Source organism: Sphingopyxis sp. BSN-002, assembly GCF_022024275.1.
In the GTDB taxonomy this organism is placed as follows: Bacteria; Pseudomonadota; Alphaproteobacteria; order Sphingomonadales; family Sphingomonadaceae; genus Sphingopyxis.
This window is the reverse complement of the sequence record NZ_CP091804.1, coordinates 2,853,647-2,871,708: the sequence shown is the minus strand read 5'-3', so window position 1 is coordinate 2,871,708 and position 18,062 is coordinate 2,853,647. Positions and strand designations below refer to the sequence as shown.

The following is an 18,062-nucleotide window of genomic DNA, read 5'->3' as shown; positions in this document are numbered from 1 at the left end:
CCTTTGCCTTGTAACGTCAGGATTGCTATCGGCGCCCGATAATGGCCAGTACGACCGACGACCTTCCGCCTTCCGAGCCCGGCAATATCGACACCCCGTTCGACAGCGCGCTGTCCGAGCGCTACCTCGTCTATGCGCTGTCGACGATCACGGCGCGTTCGCTGCCCGATCTGCGCGACGGCCTGAAGCCCGTCCACCGCCGCCTGCTGTGGGCGATGCGCGCGATGCGGCTCGACCCGTCGCAGGGGTACAAGAAATCGGCGCGCGTCGTCGGCGACGTCATCGGCAAATTCCACCCGCACGGCGACACCGCAGTCTATGACGCGATGGTCCGCCTCGCGCAGGATTTCTCGCTCCGCTACCCGCTCGTCGACGGGCAGGGCAATTTCGGCAACATCGACGGCGATAATGCTGCGGCCTATCGCTACACCGAAGCGCGGCTGACGCGGGTCGCGATCGACCTGATGCAGGGGCTCGACGAGGGCACGGTCGATTTCAAGCCGACCTATAACGGCGAGGACGAAGAGCCCGAGATCATGCCGGGGCTGTTCCCGAACCTGCTCGCGAACGGCGCGAGCGGGATCGCAGTCGGCATGGCGACGAACATTCCGCCGCACAATGCCGCCGAGGTGATCGACGCCGCACTGGTGCTGATCGAGAATCCGAAGGCCGAACTCGCAGACCTTCTGGAGCATGTGAAGGGCCCCGATTTTCCCACCGGCGGCATCATCGTCGACGGGCCCGAGACGATCCGGCACGCCTATGAGACCGGGCGCGGCGGCTTTCGCGTTCGAGCACGCTTTTCCTTGGGGAAGCACGCAGATGGAAGCTGGGAAGAAACAGGGATCGAGAAGCAGCCAGGTGGCACCTGGCAGCTCGTCATCAGCGAAATCCCGTACGGCGTCGCCAAGGGCAAGCTGATCGAACAGATCGCGCAACTGATTGCCGACAAGAAATTGCCGATCCTCGAGGATGTGCGTGACGAGAGCGCCGAGGATCTGCGCATCGTGCTGGTGCCGAAGAGCCGCAACGTCGACCCCGAGATCCTCAAGGAAAGCCTGTACCGGCTGAGCGAGCTCGAGAACCGCTTTGCGCTGAACCTCAACGTCCTCGACGCGACGCGCACTCCGAAGGTGATGGGGCTGCACCAGCTGCTGACCGAATGGTTGCAGCACCAGATCATCGTGCTCGTCCGCCGCGCGAAGCATCGCATCGCGAAGATCGACGACCGGCTCGAACTCGTCGCCGGCTACATCATCGCCTTCCTCAATCTCGACCGGATCATCGAGATCATCCGCACCGAGGATGAGCCGAAGCCCGTGATGATGGCCGAGTTCCTGCTGACCGACCGTCAGGCCGAAGCCGTCCTCAACATGCGCCTGCGCAGCTTGCGCAAGCTCGAGGAAATGGAGCTGAAGCGCGAGCAGGCCGAGCTGACCGCCGAACGCGACGAGCTGGCCAAGCTGGTCGAAAGCCCGGCGCGACAGAAGACGCGGCTGCGCAAGGATCTGGAAAAGCTGCGCGCCGTCTATGGCCTCGACACGCTGCTCGGCGCGCGCCGCACGACACTGGCCGAGGCGGCACCCGCGCGCGATATCCCGCTCGACGCGATGATCGAGAAGGAACCGGTGACGGTCATCCTGTCGAAGCGCGGCTGGATCCGCGCCCAGCGCGGCCATGTCGCGCCCGAGCAGTGGGGCGAGTTCAAGTTCAAGGAAGGCGACGAGCTTGCCTTCGCCACGCGCGCGCAGACGACCGACAAGCTGCTGATCGCGGCGAGCGACGGGCGTTTCTATACCGTCGGCGCCGACAAGCTGCCCGGCGGACGCGGTTTCGGTGAGCCGCTGCGGCTGATGGTCGACATCGATCCCGATGCACGCATCGTCGCGCTGATCCCCGCAAGCGCCGAGGGCCGCCTGCTGCTGGCATCGTCGAGCGGGCACGGCTTCGTCGCGCAGATGAGCGAAGTCGTCGCCGAAACGCGCAAGGGCCGCAACGTTGTGAACCTGAAGCCGAAAGCGCAGCTGGGCGTCGTGCGCCCGATCGCGGCCGACCATGACAGCGTCGCGGTGATCGGCGAGAACCGCAAGCTCGTCGTCTTCCCGCTCGCCGAGGTTCCGGTGATGGCGCGCGGCCAGGGCGTCATGCTGCAGAAGTACCGCGACGGAGGCCTGTCCGACGCAACGACCTTCGTCTTTTCCGAGGGTCTGAGCTGGGCGATGGGCGGCGACACCGGCCGCACGCGCACCGAAACCGACCTCGGCCCGTGGCGCGTCGCGCGCAGTGCATCGGGCCGGATGCCCCCCACGGGCTTCCCTCGCAACAACCGCTTCGACTGATCGCATTCGGATGTTGCCGTAAATAGCTTATTTACTCCCGGCCCCTAGTCCAAGGGCAATGGGGAAAGGTCGCACAAAACCCACTGTTATGCCTATTGATAGAACCGGCGAAGACCGGCCCTCACTGTTCGTCGGCTGGATCGACGCGTTGCCGGTACCGGCGGCGTTGATCAGACCCCTTTCGCGCGGCAATTTCAGCCTTCACGCCAGCAATGCGGCGTTCGACCGGCTGGGCCTGTCACCCGCGGGAGTCGATGCTCCGATCGAACTGCGTCGTGCGATCGAACGCGCTGCGCAGCAGGGCGACGGCAACCAGGAATTTTCGTGCCGGCTGGGCGTCGGCGTCGCCGCGCGCGACCTGCGGGGTTCGATCGGCCCGCTCGCCGAAGAGAGCGGCGATACGTCGCTGTTCCTGCTGACGCTGATCGACCGCACGCAGGAGATGATGACCGAGCGCAATCTGCGCCGCGAACTCGTCTCCGACAGCCTGACGGGCCTCCCCAACCGTGCCGGCTTCGAGGAACTCGTCGAACGGCGCGGCGACCCGGAGGGCAGCGGCGACCACGCGATCCTGCTGCTCGATCTCGCGCGCTTCAGCCGCATCAACGAACATATCGGCCCGATGGCCGGCGACGAGTTGATCATCACCGTTGCGCGCCGGCTGAAGTCCAGCCTGCGTAGCGGCGACATATTGGCACGCACCGGCGGCGACGAGTTCGCCATCTCGTCGCGCGTCGCGGGTGGCAAGGCCGACGTGCGCGAAATGGCGCGGCGCATTCGCGGCTGCTTCGACCACCCCTTCCGCATCGGCGAGCTGAAGGTCAGCGTCGACTGCGCGCTCGGCTGTGCGATCCAGCCCGAAATTGACACCGATATCGCCGATCAGATCCGTCATGCACAGATCGCGCTCAAGCGCGCGAAGCGCACCGACCGGATCGAAATCTACGAGCCCGAGGCGGCGCTGATCTCCGACAACCGTTTCGGCCTCGAAACCGAGCTGCGCAACGCGATCGAGCAGGATCGGCTGCACCTCGACTTTCAGCCGCTGATCGAACTGTCGACCGGAACCGTCGCGGGCTTCGAGGCATTGGCGCGCTGGAACACCGGCGCCGGCGATTCGATCTCGCCGACCGAATTCATCCCGGTCGCCGAGGATTCGGGGCTCATCGTTCCGCTCGGCCAATGGGCCATCGGCAAGGCGGCGGCGACGCTCGCCGACTGGGACCGCCAGAATGGCGGCAAGACCGTCGATTGCTATATTTCGGTCAATGTCTCCGCGATCCAGCTGGTCCGTGACGATGTTGCGGCTGTCGTCCGGGAGGCACTGGCCGCGGGCGGCGTCGGCGGCGAACGGCTGATGATCGAACTCACCGAAAGCGCGATCATCGGCGATCCCGATCTGGCGCTGTCGGTGCTGAGCGAACTCAAAGCGCTGAACGCGCGCGTCGCGATGGACGATTTCGGTACCGGCTATTCGAACCTCGCCTATCTGCAGCGCCTGCCGCTCGACGTGCTCAAGATCGACCGCAGCTTCGTCGATCATATGGTCGAGGACCGCGACAAGGCCGCGATCGTCCGCACGATCCAGAGCCTCGCCGAAGTGCTGGGCATGCGCACGACCGCCGAAGGCGTCGAGACCGCCGATCAGGCCCGGCTGCTTTCGGCTTTGGGCTGCGACTTCGGGCAGGGATTCCTGTTCGCTCACCCGATGAAGGCCGACTCGGCGCTTGCCTATTGGCGTCAGTCGCTGGTGCGCCCGATCATCTGATCGGCGAGGGTGGCGACGCGCGCCGCGTCCGGATAATCTTCCGCGACCCATGCCGCCTCGACCGCACGCAGGATGCGCGCGACTTCGGGGCCGGCGGTGACGCCGCGCGCGATGATGTCGCCGCCCTTCATGGGGAGCAGCGGGACCTCCCAATTTTCCAGCGACGTCGCTGCAGCCTTTGCCGACGCGGGATCGCCGGCAAGCAGATACACATCGCGCGCCGCATCGAGACCGATGCCGTGTGCGAGCTGCCGCGCCGCGCGAAGGTCGCTGCGATGTCCTGCCAGGGCCGCAAGATGCTTGCGCTGACGGGTCGAGAGGCGAAGGCGACTTGCAACCTGTTCGGCGGTTGCGGGCTCCCCGGGCAGCAGCGCCGACAGGCGGCGCAGCGGCGCGGCCTCGACGCCCGTCGCGGCTTCGTTGGCGAGCAGCCGGTCGAGGATCGCGGCGAAATCGGGCGCGAGTTCGGGCAGGATCACCTCGAACATCCCGTCGGCCGCCATCTGGCCCACGATCGGGCGCGGGTCGGCGATCGAGAGGATCTTGAGCAATTCGTCGGCGACGCGCTCGCGCGACAGGCTTTTGAGCGACTGGCGCGCGGCGATCACCGCGGCATGGCTGGCGGCTTCCAGATCGCCCTGCCCGAAGCGCGCGGCAAAGCGGTAGAAGCGCAGGATACGCAAATGATCTTCGGCGATGCGCGTCGCCGCATCGCCGATGAAGCGTACGCAGCCACTTTGCAGGTCCGCGATGCCGCCGAACCAGTCGGCGACCTCGCCGCTGTCGGGATCGGCGTAGAGCGCATTGATCGTGAAGTCGCGCCGCGCTGCATCCTCGCGCCAGTCGTCGGCGAAGGCGATCGTCGCGCGGCGGCCGTCGGTCTCGACATCGCGGCGCAGCGTCGTGATCTCGTGATGATCGCCGCTGGCGATCGCAGTGACCGTACCGTGCGCGATGCCCGTGGGGATCACCTTGACGTCGGCCGCTTCGAGCCGGCGCGTGACCTCTTCGGGCAACAGCGGCGTTGCGATATCTATATCGGTCACGGGAAGCCCGAGCAGCGTGTCGCGCACCGCACCGCCGACGATCTTGACCTTGTCGGCCCCGAGCGCCGCGACGATGCGCCGCAGTCCGGGTGCGTTGCGCCATGCCGTTTCGGGCAACGTCGTCATCGGTACCACCCCGCAGGAAGGCGCCGCGAAAGCTTGATGATGATGTCCGCCGTCACGCCCCAGATCCGCCGTCCCTGCCAGTCCATGTCGTAATAGTGCCGGTCCTGCCCCTGCCAGTTCGCATGGTGGAGCGCATAATTGCTGGGGTCGAACAGGATGTCGAGCGGCACTTCGAACCAGTCCTCGACCTCGTCGGGATTGGGATCGAGCGGCAGGTCGGGCGGGATCACGCCGAGCACCGGAGTGATGTGATAGCCGCTGCCCGAGCGGTACGGCGTCGTCGCCCCGGCGATCGTCACGTCGTGGCGGTGGAGGCCTATCTCCTCTTCGGCCTCACGCAGCGCTGCGTCGATCGCGTCGACGTCGCCGGGATCGATCTTGCCCCCGGGAAAGGCGACCTGTCCGGCGTGGCTCCGCAGCCATTGCGGGCGCTGGGTCAGGATGACGCCGGGGTCGGGGCGGTCGGTGAAAGCGATGAGCACCGCGGCGTCGCGGAGGCGCTCGCCGTGGAGCAGATAGGATTCATCCTCGCCGTCGTCGGGCAGCAGATTGTCGAGCGCCGCGCGCAGCTTTTCGGAGAGCATCAGGCGTCCACCAGCGGGAAACGCGCGCCGTCCGACCAGATTGCCGGGGGTTCGGCATTGTCGGCAAGCGCCATCTCGACGATCTCATAATAGAGAGCCCGGTCTACACGAGCTTCAAGGCCGTTGCCGATCGCGCCGCGGACGTGGAGGCGCGGGTCGGGGTTATCCGCGTCACCGCCGAAACTGAGGGGGTGATCGGGGCCCGCCATGACGAGGTCATCCGTGTCGAGGCGAAAGACGAGCTTGCGGGCTTCGCCCTCCCCCTCGCTCTTCATCTCGACGGCACGGAAGGGCGTGTCCTCGACTGCGATGACCAGCTTTTCGGCCGGGGTGACGAGGACGTGGCTGCCGTCGGGTTCGCGGCGGAGGATCGTCGAGAAGAGCTTGACCATCGCGGGGCGGTTGATGCGGCCACCCTCATGATACCAGCTGCCATCGGTGCGGATTTCCATCGCGCTGTCGCCCTCGCGCTCGGGGTGCCAGCTTTCCACCGGGGGCAGCTTGCGCGCCGCGAGCAGCTCGGCCGCCTCGGTCAGCGAAAGCTGGGCGAAGTCCTTGGGGAGCGAAGGCGCGGGGCTGACCATCGGTCCGACATAGGCGGACGGGCGAAGGGTGCAACCCCAAGCCGGCTCAGCGCGGCCCGATCATCCCGGCGCCGGTCGGCAGCCCGTGCCCGTTCACCGCCCGCGCGAGCAGGCGGCGCTTCTCAAAGGGGCCTGGCAGGTCCCATGCGCCGGTCGTATCGGCGGTGAAGCCGAAGAAGCGGCCGTAATATTCGGGGTCTCCGATCATCATCAGCGCACTGTCGGCTTCGGTTGCCGCCGCTTCGAGCATATGCGCCATCAGCGTGCGGCCATGGCCGCCACGCTGGACGTCGGGGCGCACCGCAACGGGGCCGACCATGACGAGCGGCGTCGCGGTGCCGTCCGCGGCATGATGCGCGACGGGCCAGCACTGGATCGTGCCGATCAGCGCGCCATCCTCGAGCGCCGCGAAGCTGAGCGCCGGAACCGCATCCATGCCGAGACGGATACGGTAGGCGGTTCGTCCAAAGCGATCCGATCCGAAAGCTTCGTCGAGCAGATGCTCGACCGCCTGCGGCTCGATATCGGACAATGGAAGTAACTCGACCAACGCGCACCCTTTCGCTAATGCGGCGGCGCTTTAGGGGCGCAGCGCGGCGATGCAAAGCCGAATGTCGGTCCCGCCGAACAGGAATTTCTTGTGACCGATACATTGTGGCTGGAGGTGGATGGGCTGACCGTCGATGTGCTGACCGGCATCTATTCCGAGGAAACGCACCTGCCGCAGCCGCTGCGCATCTCGGTGCGCGCGAAGCTGGCGATGGCCGATCATTATGATCCGGTGACGCCGCTCAGCCGCTCGAAAAATTACATGCACCTGAAATTCGCCGCGACCGAGGGCATTCCGAAGGACGTCCATTTCGTGCTGATCGAAAGCGTCGCCGACCATATCATCGACACGCTGTTCCTGCAGGACGAGAAGATCGAGGTCGTCGAAGTGAAGATCGTCAAGCTCGCGATCGCCGAGGAAGGCGAGCAGATCGGCATCACGATGCGCCGGAGCCGCAAGTGACGCAGAAGCTGGCGCTGGTGACGGGTGGGCTCCACCGCGTCGGCGCCGCGATTTCGGCGCGGCTGGCGCGCGAGGGCTATGCGCTGGCGCTGCACCACCACAGTGGCGGCGACGCCGACGCGGTGCTCGCCGAGGCACTGGCAGAGACGGGAGCGGTCAGCCATCGTTTTGCCGCGGACCTTGCCGATCCGGTCGCAGTCGATACGCTGATCCCCGCGGTGATCGAGAAATTCGGGCGCGCGCCCGACCTGCTCGTCAACAATGCCGCGCTCTTCGCCGAGGGTGAGTGGGCCGATCTGTCGGCATCGGCGCTCGCAGAGATGATGCAGATCAACCATCATGCGCCGGTGATGCTCGCAAAGGCTTTGGTCTCGGCGAGCGAGGACAAGCGGCCCGCGACCGTCAATATTATCGACCAGCGGGTCGTCCATCCGGTTCCCGACCAGATCGCCTACAGCCTGTCGAAATCGGCGCTGTGGCAGGCGACGCAGACGCTGGCGGTCGCGTTCGGCGGCCGCGCGCGGGTCAATGCGGTCGCGCCGGGGCTGACAATGGCGACCGACGATTATTCGGCAGCGCAGGTCGAGCGGCTGGCGCAGCGTATGCCGCTCGGCGCGCTGCCCACGCCGGCGCAGATCGCCGACGCGGTCGTCTATCTGGCGCGCGCCGAAGCGGTCACGGGGCAGACGATCTTCGTCGACGGCGGCGCGCATCTGGCGCCGCTGGGACGCGATTTCGTCGCGCTGGAGCGCGACTAGATCAGTAGATGTGCACCGCTTTGGTGACGAGATAGCCGTCGAGGCCCTCAGGGCCGCTCTCGCTGCCGAAGCCCGATTCCTTGATCCCGCCGAAGGGCGCGTCGAGCGACGATATCACGAAGCTGTTCACCCCGACCATGCCGCTTTCGATGCCGTCGACGATGCGGTTGATGCGGCGGCCGTTCTCGGTGAACGCAAAGGCGGCGAGGCCATAGGGCAAGCGGTTCGCCTGTTCGAGCGCTTCCTCCTCGGTGCCGAAGGGGCGGATCAGCGCCATCGGGCCGAAGGGTTCGTGGTTCATCGCATCGGCCTCGACCGGCACGTCGGCGATCGCGGTCGGCTGGAAGAAATAGCCGTTGCCCGTCGCTTCGCCGCCCGCGATCACGCGTGCGCCCTTCGCCTTGGCGTCGGCGACGAGCGCTTCCAAAGCAGGCACGCGGCGCGCGTTGGCCAGCGGGCCCATCTGGGTGTCGGCGTCGAGGCCGCTACCGATCTTCACCTTCTGCGTGCGTTCGGCGAAGCCCTTCACGAAGGCATCGTAGATGCCCTGCTGGACGTAGAAACGCGTCGGCGAGATGCAGACCTGCCCCGCGTTGCGGAACTTTTGCCACACGACCTTGTCGAGCGTCGCCTCAAGGTCGCAATCGTCGAAGACGAGCACCGGGGCGTGGCCGCCGAGTTCCATCGTGATCCGCTTCACGCCATCGGCGGCGAGCTTCATCAGATGCTTGCCGACCGCGGTCGAGCCGGTGAAGCTGACCTTGCGGATCACCGGGCTGGCGAGCAGATGGCGGCTGATCTGGTCGGGATCGCCATAGACGAGCTGGACGACGTCGCCGGGAATGCCGGCGTCGGCGATGCAGCGCATGATCGCGCTGGTGCAGCCCGGCGTCTCCTCGGGCGCCTTGGCGATCACGACGCAGCCCGCGGCGAGCGCGGGGGCGATCTTCTTGACCATCAGGTTGACCGGGAAGTTCCACGGGCTGAAACCCGCGACGGGGCCGACCGGATGTTTGGTGACCATCGCGCGCTGGCCGAGCGGACGCTGAAGGACGCGGCCTTCGATGCGTTTGCCCTGCTCGGCGAAATAGTCGAACAGCCCGGCGGCCGAAAGCACCTCGCCGCGCGCCTCGCCGATCGGCTTGCCCTGTTCGAGCGTCAACAGCGTCGCGATATGGTCGACGCGCTCGCGGATGATCCCCGCGGCCTTGTGCATCAGCGCGGCGCGCTCGTCGGGGGTCTTGGCGCGCCAGACGGGCCAGCCGCGCTCGGCGGCAGCAAGCGCTTCGTCGAGGTCGGCCGCGGTCGCGACCGGAAGCTCGGCAATCGCGCCGGCAGTCGCGGGGTTATAGACCGGCCGCTCGTCACGCCCCTCGCCGCTCCGCCAGGCACCGTTGATGAAGAGCTGGAGGTCGGCGTCGTAGGTCGCGGTCATGGGAAATCCTTGATCGGGAATGGGGGATGGCGGCGATATAGGGTGCGTCAGCGATAGTTAAAGCTGATGCTGATGCGATCCTTCTTGCCGGCGTTGGGCATCACTTCATGCCGAAGCCAGCTTTCCCACAGGAAGACGCGGCCCGCGGCGGGTTCGGCATAGATGAAGGGTCGCTGATGTTCGGGCGCGTCGTCGGTGCGACCGGGCGCCGCCATCAGCATCGCGAGGCGCGGGTCCTCCAGCTTCAGCGCGCCCGATCCCGGCGGGACGGCGACATAGAAAGTACCCGACACGATGCTGTGCGGGTGGATATGGCCGCTGTGGGTGCCGCCGGGTTTCAGGACATTGACCCACAGGCTGTCGAGCTTCAGCGGCTTCGCGAGGTCGAAATGGCACGCTTTGGCGAAAGCCTTCACTTCCTTGTCGAGCAGCTTCTTGAGGTCGTAAAACGCCGGATCGCGCTCGGGGAGGTCGCCGAGGCTCGCGTAGCTCGTATAGCCCTTGTAGCCATGCTCGCGGCTCCACGCCCTCCCCGCGCCATCCTCTTCGGCGAACAGGCGGCAGCTTTCCTCCAGCTCTTCGAGCAGGTCGGGCGTGCCGATGTCGGCCTCGTAAAAATTGGTGGCGAAGAGCGTGCGAACGGGCATGATGGCCGCAAAGCACAGCAAACGGACAAGAGCAAGGGAGAGGGTATGGCCGAGTTTGAACTGATCGCCGACGGATTGCGCTTCCCCGAGGCGCCGGTCGTGATGGACGACGGCAGCGTCATTGTCGTCGAGATCGAGCAGGGACGCATCACGCGCTGCTGGCCCGGCGGCCGCAAGGAGGTCGTCGCGACCCCCGGCGGCGGGCCCAACGGCCTCGCGATCGGTCCCGACGGCAAGCTCTATTGCTGCAACAACGGCGGGTTCAACTATGTCGAGGCAAACGGCTATCTGGCGCCGCACGGAATCGCGAGCGACTATTCGGGCGGGCGGATCGAACGCATCGACATCGATACCGGCGCGGTCGAAGTCCTCTACAAGACCGGCGATCATGGCGTGACCCTGCGCGGTCCGAACGACATCATGTTCGACACGCACGGCGGCTTCTGGTTCACCGATCATGGCAAGGTCGATTATGCGAAGCGCGCCCACGACATCGTCGGCATCTTCTATGCGAAGGCCGACGGCAGCTTCATCGAGGAAGTGATCTTCCCGTCGAACAATCCGAACGGCGTGGGCCTCTCGCCCGACGGCAACACGCTCTACGCGGCTGAAACCTACACCTGCCGCCTGATGAAATTCAACATCATCGCTCCCGGCAAGGTCGACGACGCCGCCGGTCCCGGCGGCCCCGGCATTCCGCTCTATCGCCCCGCAGGCTATAAATTCTTCGACAGCCTCGCGATGGAGGCGAACGGCAATATCTGCGTCGCGACGATCGGCGAATGCGGGATTTCGGTCGTCGCCCCCGATGGCGCGCTCGTCGAATTTGTCGAGACCGACGACATCTTCACCACCAACATCGCCTTTGGTGGAGCCGATATGCAGGACGCCTACCTCACCCTGTCGGGTTCGGGCCGGCTGGTGAAGACGCGGTGGAAGCGCCCGGGATTGAAGCTCCAGCACTGACTTTTGCCGGGAGGCGAGGATGAGACTGTTTGCGGCCGCGATTCTGCTCGCGGCGACACCGGCGAGCGCGCAGGTGCTGAACGCCGAACAGGCCGACGCGATCGTCAAGGGCTGCGCCGCGCATGCGCGCGCCAAGGGACAGAGCCACGCGATCGCGGTTGTCGACCTCGGCGGTCATCCGGTCGCGACCTGGCGGATGGACGGCAACGCCTTCGGCATGATGGAGTTCTCGCTCGAGAAGGCCCGCGCGGTTGCCGCGTGGGGTTTCCCGACAAGCGGGATGGAGGCGGCGGCCAAGGGCACGCCGGGCTTTGCCGACGCGCCGCATGTCGTGACGGTGCCGGGCGGCGTGCCGGTCTTCAGCGCCGACGGGCGCACGCGACTGGGCGGGGTCGGTGCCTCGGGCGAAGCACCCGCCGACGATGCCGCTTGCGCCGCCGCCGGGATCGCGGCAGCAGGGCTGAAGTCGGAGCGCGCCCGCTGATCGTGGGCGCCTCCCGCAGCAGGGAGTGCCGCGATGCACGAGGAAACCCATGCCGTCACGCGGATCGGATGGCTGCGCGCCGCGATCCTCGGCGCCAACGACGGGATCGTCTCGACCGCCAGCCTGATCGCGGGCGTCGCGGCGGCGGGAACGTCGCAATCCTCGATACTCGTCACCGGCACCGCAGGACTCGTCGCGGGCGCGATGTCGATGGCCGCCGGCGAATATGTGTCGGTGAGTTCGCAGCTCGACGCCGAAAAATCCGACGTCGAGCTGGAGAAGCGGCACCTTGCGGCCGATCCCGAGTTCGAGCTCGAGGAATTGACGCAGATTTACGAGCAGCGCGGACTCGACCGCGCGCTCGCCGAACAGGTCGCGGCGCAGCTCACCGCGCATGACGCGCTCGACACCCATCTGCGCGACGAACTGGGGATGACCGACGCGACGGCGGCGCGGCCGATTCAGGCCGCCGCGGCTTCGGCGGCAAGCTTTACCGTGGGGGCGGCGCTACCGCTCGCGACGGTGTTTCTCGATCGCGGCACCTCGCTCCCGTGGACGGTGTCGGCAGCGTCGCTGATCTTCCTGGCGCTGCTCGGCGCGCTCGGCGCATGGGCGGGCAATGCACCGATGCTGCGCCCCGTGGTGCGCGTAACCTTCTGGGGGGCGATGGCGATGGCCGCGACGATCGCGATCGGGTCGCTGTTCGGGGCCGTCGCCTAGCGGCGCGCCAGCCATTCGCGCAGCGCGAGCGCATTGTTCCGCTCGGGGCTTTTCGCGGCATAGAGCAGGGTCACCGGCCCCGCTTGCTTAGCCGCGTCGAGAACGAACAGCGCGGCCTTCACCTCTTCACCGCCCGCGTCGAGTTCGGCAAAATAGTCGAGGCGGAAGGCGTCCCACGCTTCCTCCGAATCGACGGTCTCGCCATGATAGCGTTTGCGCAAAGCCTCGCTCGGCGACAGCGGCTTCAGCCAGGCGGCAAGCGCGGCCTTTTCCTTCGAGACGCCGCGCGGCCAGAGCCGGTCGACGAGGAAACGCGCGCCGTCACTTGCCTCCGCCGCGTCATGAATGCGCTTTACCGCAATTGTCAGGGACTTCGCCATCTGCAAGACTATCCGCCATAGCTCGTTTGCGAGCAAGATAATCCGCCCTCGCGCGGATGCGCGAAAATCAAAGGAGGGGTCCGGCAATGAATTGGGCAATCGACATCGATCGCGACGACGTCACACAGGCGGGGCTGGTCGACGATCCGTCAGCGCCGCTCGCACCCGGACAGGTACGCGTCCGTCTCGACAGCTATGCGATGACCGCGAACAACATCACCTATGCGGTGTTCGGCAAGCCTGCGGGTCTGTTCGGCAACGATCAGGGCTATTGGGATTTCTTCGCCGAGCGCGGCGAGCCGGGGCGGCTGCCCGTGTGGGGTTTCGCAACCGTCACCGAAAGCGCCGCCGACGGGATCGCGCCGGGCGACCGTTTCTATGGCTATTATCCGATGGCGAGCGATGCGGTGCTTACGAGCGGCGGGGCAGGCCCCGGCGGTTTCACCGACGTGACCCCGCGGCGCACGACGCTGCCACCGATCTACAATAATTATCAACGGATCGAGGCGCTGCACGATTACCGCGCTGCTGACCATGATTATTGGCCGGTCTTCCGTCCGCTGTTCCTGACCGGCTGGCTGATCGCCGACCAGTTCGAGGATGAGGGCGACTATGGCGCCGAGCAGATTTTGATCGCGAGCGCGTCGAGCAAGACCGGGATCGGACTCGGCTTCTCGATCGCGCAGCGACAGGGACACCGTCCGCAGACGATCGGGCTCACCAGCAAGGCCAATGTCGCCGATCTCGACGCGCAGCATATTTACGACCGCGTCATCGCCTATGACGACATCATGACGTTGAACGCGGCGACGCCTTCGGCGCTGGTCGACATGGCGGGCAATGGCGCGGTGACGCGTGCGGTGCACAGCCATTTCGGAAACAAGCTCCAGGTCTCGATCATCGTCGGCAAGTCGCACTGGGATTCCGATGCGGGCGAGGCCGCGCTTCCCGGTCCCGAGCGGCAGGGCTTCTTCGCACCCGGCCGCAGTCAGAAACGCATCGCCGACTGGGGCGGGCCGGCGTTCGGGCAAAAGATCGCCGAAGCCTGGCTCGGTTTCATGGACGTCGCGCCGCGCCTCGCGCGCATCGACAAGCGCAGCGGCGGCGAAGCCGCGCTTGCCGCGTACAGGGAAATGCTCGAAGGCCGCGCCGATCCCAAGGCCGGCATCGTTGTCGAGCCCTGAACCGATCAACAAGGACCAAGCAATGCTGATCGTCGGCAGCCCCGTCTCGCCCTATGTTCGCAAGATCCTCGCGCTCCTCCATCTGAAGGGGCTCGACTATGAGCTCGACCCGATCACGCCCTTCTATGGCAATGACGAATTTTCGAAACTGAGCCCACTGCGCCGCATTCCGGTGCTGATCGACGGCGATCTGGTCGTGAATGATTCGACCGTGATCGCCGAATATCTCGACGAGGCCTATCCCGACGTGCCCGCGCTGCCGAAGGGCGCGCGCGAACGCGCGCAGGCGCGGTGGATCGAGGAATATGCCGACAGCCGGCTCGGCGACCTGTGCGTCTGGGGCCTGTTCTTTCCGAAGGTGGTCGCGCCGCACGTCTTCAAACGCCCGCCCGACGAGACGGCCATCGCGAAGGTCACCGACACCGACCTGCCCGTCGCGCTCGACTGGCTGGAAGAGCGCGCTCCGACGGTCGGGTTCCTGTTCGGCGATACGGTGAGCGTCGCGGATCTCGCGGTCGCCTGTCCCTTACGCAATGCAGCGATCGCCGGCTGGACGCCCGATCCGGCACGCTGGCCGAAGAGCGCCGCATGGCTCGGCCGTATCGCCGCGCAGCCCTGCTATGCGCGGACGATCGGCTTCGAGCCCGCGATCCTCGCGACGCGCGCCGAAGGCCGCCGCGCCGCGCTCGAAGCCGTCGGGGTGAAAGTCGCCGAACAGAGCTTCGGGACCGATGCCCCGCGCGCCAGCATCATGCTGCGCTGATCCTTCTCTCTCCAAGCAACAGGAATGACTTATGGGTCGCTTTACGACCGTGATCTTCGATTTCGGCGGCGTCATCACCGCCTCGCCCTTCGAGGCGTTCAACCGGCTCGAGGCCGAGCGCGGACTGCCGCACGACTTCGTGCGCCGCGTCAATGCGACCAATCCCGACGATAACGCCTGGGCGAAGTTCGAGCGCGCCGAGATCGACGCTGCGGCGTTCGATGCGCTGTTCGCCGACGAGGCACGCGCACTGGGGCATGAGCTGGAAGGCGAGGCGGTGCTGGCGGTAATCGCAGGGGCGGTCCGCCCGGCGATGGTCGCCGCGCTCGACACGCTGAAGGACCGCGGCTTCACCATTGCGTGCATCACAAACAATGTGCCGGGCGGCAAGATGGGCATCCAGGGCGCGGGCATGACGCGCAGCGCGGAAGCGGCGATCGAGGTCGCCGACATCATGGCGCGATTCGTTCACGTCATCGAATCAAGCAAGGCCGGGGTGCGCAAACCCGACCCGCGAATTTATCAGATGATGTGCGAAAAGCTTGGTGTCGAGCCTGCCGAATGCATCTATCTCGACGACCTCGGCATCAACTGCAAACCCGCGAGCCAGCTGGGCATGCATGCGATCAAGGTGACGAGCGGCGAACAGGCGCTCGCCGACCTGTCGGCGGCGCTGGAGATGCAGCTACCCTGACGCGTCGGCGAGGTTGAGCTTCGCGGCGCGCCCGAAAATCTGCGTCAGTACCGGCTCGGTATCGGCGACGCGCATCGCGACGTGGAATTCGACCGGATCAAGCGCGGGCATAGCGTCGATTTGCACCAGCGCGCCGTCGGTAACCTCGCCGCGCACCATCGGCTGCGGAAAGATACCGATGCCGCCGCCGGCCTTGGCGATGTCGATCATCGTCCGGGCATTGTTGCAGAGGTTCAGGGATTTCTGCGCAATCCGCGATGCCTCGATCGCCTCGCGCATTCTCCCGTGGATCGGCGAATGGCTGGCAAGCGACCAGACGGGCAGCATCGCCTCGCCACCGGCAAAGGCCGATGCGATGGCGGGACTGGCGAGCCAGACGAGTTCGACCGCGCCGATCGGGCTGGTCTTGAGCGCCGGGTGGGCGATCGGCCCGGCGGCAAAGGCGATGTCGGTGCGGCCGGTGAGCAATTGCTGGATCAGGTTCGCCGTAAGGTCGATCTCGATCTCCAGCCCGACATTCGGCATGTCGGCCTTGAGCTCCGCGACGAAGGCGGGAAGGCAGCTCGCCGCGGCAATTTCGCCCGCACCGATCCGCACCACCCCGCTCGCCTCGCCATAGCCGCCGCTGCCGAGCAGCGCATATTGCATGTCGCGGAGCAGCGGATCGCAGTCGCGGACGAGCTTGCGTCCCGCTGCGGTCAGCGACATCGCGCGCCCTTCGCGGCGAAAGAGCGCCGTGCCGAGGCGCTGCTCCAACTCGCGCATCCGCGCCGAGACCGTCGGCTGCGTAGTGTTGAGTCGCTCGGCGGCGGCCGAAAAAGTGCCGAGCCGGTCGATCCAAAGCAAGGTTTCGAGATGATAGAGCGAGACGCGATTGATAGACATTGTCTATGTATAATCCAAAAATCGAACAATTAGAATTGATGGATCAAATGCGCCAATGTCGCGCCCGACATCCCGGCAAGGAGGCCCTTTCATGGCGAACAAGCGATATTCCGATGCAGCAGCCGCGCTCGACGGCCTCCTTTTCGACGGCATGCAAATCTGCGCGGGCGGCTTCGGCCTGTGCGGCATCCCCGAACGGCTGATCGACGCGATCCGCGACGCGGGCACGAAAGAGCTGACCATCGCCAGCAACAACGCCGGCATCGACGGTGAAGGCCTCGGCAAGTTGCTCCGCACGCGGCAGGTCAAGAAGATGATCTCGTCCTATGTCGGCGAGAACAAGGAGTTCGAGCGGCAGTATCTGGCGGGCGAGCTCGAGGTCGAATTCTGTCCGCAGGGCACGCTTGCCGAACGCTGCCGCGCCGGCGGCGCGGGCATCCCCGGCTTCTACACCAAGACTGGCGTCGGCACGCTCGTCGCCGAGGGCAAGGAAGTGAAGACTTTCGACGGGCAGGATTATATCCTCGAACGCGGAATTTTCGCCGACCTTGCGATCATCAAGGGGTGGAAGGCCGACGAGAGCGGCAATCTGATCTTCCGCAAGACCGCGCGCAACTTCAACCAGCCGATGGCGACCGCCGCGAAGATCTGCGTCGCCGAAGTCGAGGAAATCGTGCCGACCGGTAGCCTCGACCCCGACAGCATCCACCTGCCCGGCATCTATGTGAAGCGCATGATCGTCGGCGCGCCGTACGACAAGAAGATCGAATTCCGCACCGTCCGCCCGCGCGAGGCCGCGTGATGCGCAGTTTTGCCCTTACCGCCGCGCTGCTCCTTGCCGGGTGTGCAAGCGCTCCGTCAGAGGTCGCGACCGCGCCGGCTCCGCCGCCCGCCCCGCTGCCGCCTCCGGCTGAAGCCGCGAAGCCGCCGGTCGCGCTGCAATATCTCTATGGCTCCCCCGAAGCCGCCGTCGCCGTGCGCGCGACCAATGCGCGGATCGCCGACTATGGCGTGTGGCGGATCAAGGAGCGGCCGAAGGACAGTGTCGTCCTCGCTCCGGGCGCGACGATGGATGCGCCGGCGTTCGAGCCGTGCGCCAACAAGCCCTTCGCAGCAGTATTCGACGCCGACGAGACCTTGATCTGGAACCTCGGCCCGATGCGTTACTTCGCCGAGAAGGGCACGGCGTTCGACGTCAAGGTCTGGGACCAGTGGGAAAAGACCGGAGCGGGCAAGGCGATCGCGATGCCGGGCACGGTCGAGATGGTGAACAGACTTCGCGCCGCGGGGATCACCGTCATCGCCAACACAAACCGCAGCGCCGCCAATGCCAAGGGCAGCGAAGATACGCTCCGCGCCGCCGGGCTCGGCGAGTTCAGGCATGGCGAGACCTTATTCCTGATGGGCGACGACGCCGGCGGGTCGAGCAAGGACGGCCGCCGCGCGACGATCGCGTCGAAATATTGCGTGATCATCCTCGGCGGCGATCAGCTCGGCGATTTCAGCCAGCAGTTCAACGTCAAGGATCTGCCCGCCGCGCAGCGCATGGCGCTCGCGACCAGCGCGGGCGCGACCGCACTCTGGGACAAGGGCTGGTTCCTGTTCCCCAACCCCGTCTACGGCCCGTGGGAAAAACTGGGCTGGGACGACGCCTTCCCCTCCGACAAGCAATGGGAGCCTAACTGAC

Annotated in this window: 20 protein-coding genes; 12 read left to right on the top strand and 8 right to left on the bottom strand. The window is 66.2% G+C overall.

The window, feature by feature from the left end:
- Positions 1-41 precede the first annotated feature (41 nt).
- Entirely contained in the window at positions 42-2,339 is a 2,298-nt protein-coding gene (gene parC, locus L7H23_RS14215) for a DNA topoisomerase IV subunit A (protein WP_237836524.1), read from the top strand.
- A gap of 88 nt (positions 2,340-2,427) precedes the next feature.
- Positions 2,428-4,107, top strand: a complete 1,680-nt coding sequence (locus L7H23_RS14210; protein ID WP_237836523.1) for an EAL domain-containing protein — start codon at positions 2,428-2,430, stop codon at positions 4,105-4,107.
- Here the strand turns inward: L7H23_RS14210 and L7H23_RS14205 are convergent.
- The 4 genes from L7H23_RS14205 to L7H23_RS14190 are packed head-to-tail and all read right to left on the bottom strand — an operon-like array spanning position 4,080 to position 6,997.
- A complete protein-coding gene (locus tag L7H23_RS14205) occupies positions 4,080-5,279 on the bottom strand; it encodes a CCA tRNA nucleotidyltransferase (RefSeq protein WP_237836522.1) in 1,200 nt (399 codons plus the stop codon). The two genes, L7H23_RS14210 and L7H23_RS14205, sit on opposite strands and share 28 nt — an antisense overlap.
- Positions 5,276-5,863, bottom strand: a complete 588-nt coding sequence (locus tag L7H23_RS14200) for a CoA pyrophosphatase (RefSeq protein WP_237836521.1) — start codon at positions 5,861-5,863, stop codon at positions 5,276-5,278. The genes L7H23_RS14205 and L7H23_RS14200 overlap by 4 nt, the downstream gene beginning before the upstream one ends.
- Positions 5,863-6,447 (bottom strand): DUF1285 domain-containing protein, encoded by a 585-nt coding sequence (locus tag L7H23_RS14195; RefSeq protein ID WP_237836520.1) that lies wholly within the window; start codon positions 6,445-6,447, stop codon positions 5,863-5,865. The genes L7H23_RS14200 and L7H23_RS14195 overlap by 1 nt, the downstream gene beginning before the upstream one ends.
- A gap of 46 nt (positions 6,448-6,493) precedes the next feature.
- Positions 6,494-6,997, bottom strand: coding sequence for an N-acetyltransferase (locus L7H23_RS14190; RefSeq protein ID WP_237836519.1), 504 nt, complete (start codon positions 6,995-6,997; stop codon positions 6,494-6,496).
- 90 nt (positions 6,998-7,087) lie between these two features.
- On the opposite strand from L7H23_RS14190, the gene L7H23_RS14185 reads away from it, so the two are divergent.
- Entirely contained in the window at positions 7,088-7,459 is a 372-nt protein-coding gene (locus L7H23_RS14185; RefSeq protein WP_237836518.1) for a dihydroneopterin aldolase, read from the top strand.
- Complete coding sequence (locus L7H23_RS14180) at positions 7,456-8,217, top strand: SDR family oxidoreductase (protein ID WP_237836517.1); 762 nt, start codon at positions 7,456-7,458, stop codon at positions 8,215-8,217. Before L7H23_RS14185 ends, L7H23_RS14180 begins: the two co-directional genes overlap by 4 nt.
- Position 8,218: 1 nt before the next feature.
- Here L7H23_RS14180 and L7H23_RS14175 read toward each other — a convergent pair whose 3' ends face one another.
- Both L7H23_RS14175 and L7H23_RS14170 read right to left on the bottom strand, forming a co-directional pair.
- Positions 8,219-9,652 carry an NAD-dependent succinate-semialdehyde dehydrogenase gene (locus L7H23_RS14175; RefSeq protein ID WP_237836516.1) on the bottom strand — a complete coding sequence of 478 codons (1,434 nt, stop codon included), beginning with the start codon at positions 9,650-9,652 and terminating at the stop codon, positions 8,219-8,221.
- Positions 9,653-9,699: 47 nt separating this feature from the next.
- Complete coding sequence (locus L7H23_RS14170; RefSeq protein ID WP_237836515.1) at positions 9,700-10,299, bottom strand: TIGR02466 family protein; 600 nt, start codon at positions 10,297-10,299, stop codon at positions 9,700-9,702.
- A 45-nt stretch (positions 10,300-10,344) separates the two neighbouring features.
- On the opposite strand from L7H23_RS14170, the gene L7H23_RS14165 reads away from it, so the two are divergent.
- Genes L7H23_RS14165 through L7H23_RS14155 form a run of 3 tightly spaced genes read left to right on the top strand, consistent with a single transcriptional unit; the run spans position 10,345 to position 12,469 of the window.
- Positions 10,345-11,265: an SMP-30/gluconolactonase/LRE family protein gene (locus L7H23_RS14165; protein ID WP_237836514.1), complete on the top strand. Its 921-nt coding sequence runs from the start codon at positions 10,345-10,347 to the stop codon at positions 11,263-11,265.
- A gap of 19 nt (positions 11,266-11,284) precedes the next feature.
- A complete protein-coding gene (locus L7H23_RS14160) occupies positions 11,285-11,749 on the top strand; it encodes a heme-binding protein (protein ID WP_237836513.1) in 465 nt (154 codons plus the stop codon).
- 33 nt (positions 11,750-11,782) lie between these two features.
- Entirely contained in the window at positions 11,783-12,469 is a 687-nt protein-coding gene (locus L7H23_RS14155; RefSeq protein ID WP_237836512.1) for a VIT family protein, read from the top strand.
- On the opposite strand, the gene L7H23_RS14150 is transcribed toward L7H23_RS14155, so the two are convergent.
- Complete coding sequence (locus L7H23_RS14150; protein ID WP_237836511.1) at positions 12,466-12,849, bottom strand: DUF488 family protein; 384 nt, start codon at positions 12,847-12,849, stop codon at positions 12,466-12,468. The two genes, L7H23_RS14155 and L7H23_RS14150, sit on opposite strands and share 4 nt — an antisense overlap.
- An 86-nt stretch (positions 12,850-12,935) precedes the next feature.
- Here L7H23_RS14150 and L7H23_RS14145 point away from each other — a divergent pair, with 86 nt between their 5' ends.
- From L7H23_RS14145 to L7H23_RS14135, 3 genes are read left to right on the top strand one after another with little or no spacing between them, the layout of a single operon-like run.
- Positions 12,936-14,033, top strand: coding sequence for a DUF2855 family protein (locus tag L7H23_RS14145; protein WP_237836510.1), 1,098 nt, complete (start codon positions 12,936-12,938; stop codon positions 14,031-14,033).
- Positions 14,020-14,796, top strand: a complete 777-nt coding sequence (locus L7H23_RS14140) for a glutathione S-transferase family protein (protein WP_237836509.1) — start codon at positions 14,020-14,022, stop codon at positions 14,794-14,796. Before L7H23_RS14145 ends, L7H23_RS14140 begins: the two co-directional genes overlap by 14 nt.
- Positions 14,797-14,827: 31 nt before the next feature.
- Positions 14,828-15,490, top strand: a complete 663-nt coding sequence (locus L7H23_RS14135; RefSeq protein WP_237836508.1) for an HAD-IA family hydrolase — start codon at positions 14,828-14,830, stop codon at positions 15,488-15,490.
- Here L7H23_RS14135 and L7H23_RS14130 read toward each other — a convergent pair.
- The gene (locus L7H23_RS14130) at positions 15,482-16,375 is read right to left on the bottom strand and encodes a LysR family transcriptional regulator (protein ID WP_237836507.1); all 894 of its coding nucleotides are present in this window, start codon (positions 16,373-16,375) and stop codon (positions 15,482-15,484) included. The genes L7H23_RS14135 and L7H23_RS14130 overlap by 9 nt on opposite strands.
- A 91-nt stretch (positions 16,376-16,466) precedes the next feature.
- Here L7H23_RS14130 and L7H23_RS14125 point away from each other — a divergent pair, with 91 nt between their 5' ends.
- Positions 16,467-17,177 carry a CoA transferase subunit A gene (locus L7H23_RS14125; protein ID WP_237836506.1) on the top strand — a complete coding sequence of 237 codons (711 nt, stop codon included), beginning with the start codon at positions 16,467-16,469 and terminating at the stop codon, positions 17,175-17,177.
- Complete coding sequence (locus tag L7H23_RS14120) at positions 17,177-18,061, top strand: HAD family acid phosphatase (RefSeq protein ID WP_237836505.1); 885 nt, start codon at positions 17,177-17,179, stop codon at positions 18,059-18,061. The genes L7H23_RS14125 and L7H23_RS14120 overlap by 1 nt, the downstream gene beginning before the upstream one ends.
- Position 18,062: the final 1 nt, after the last annotated feature.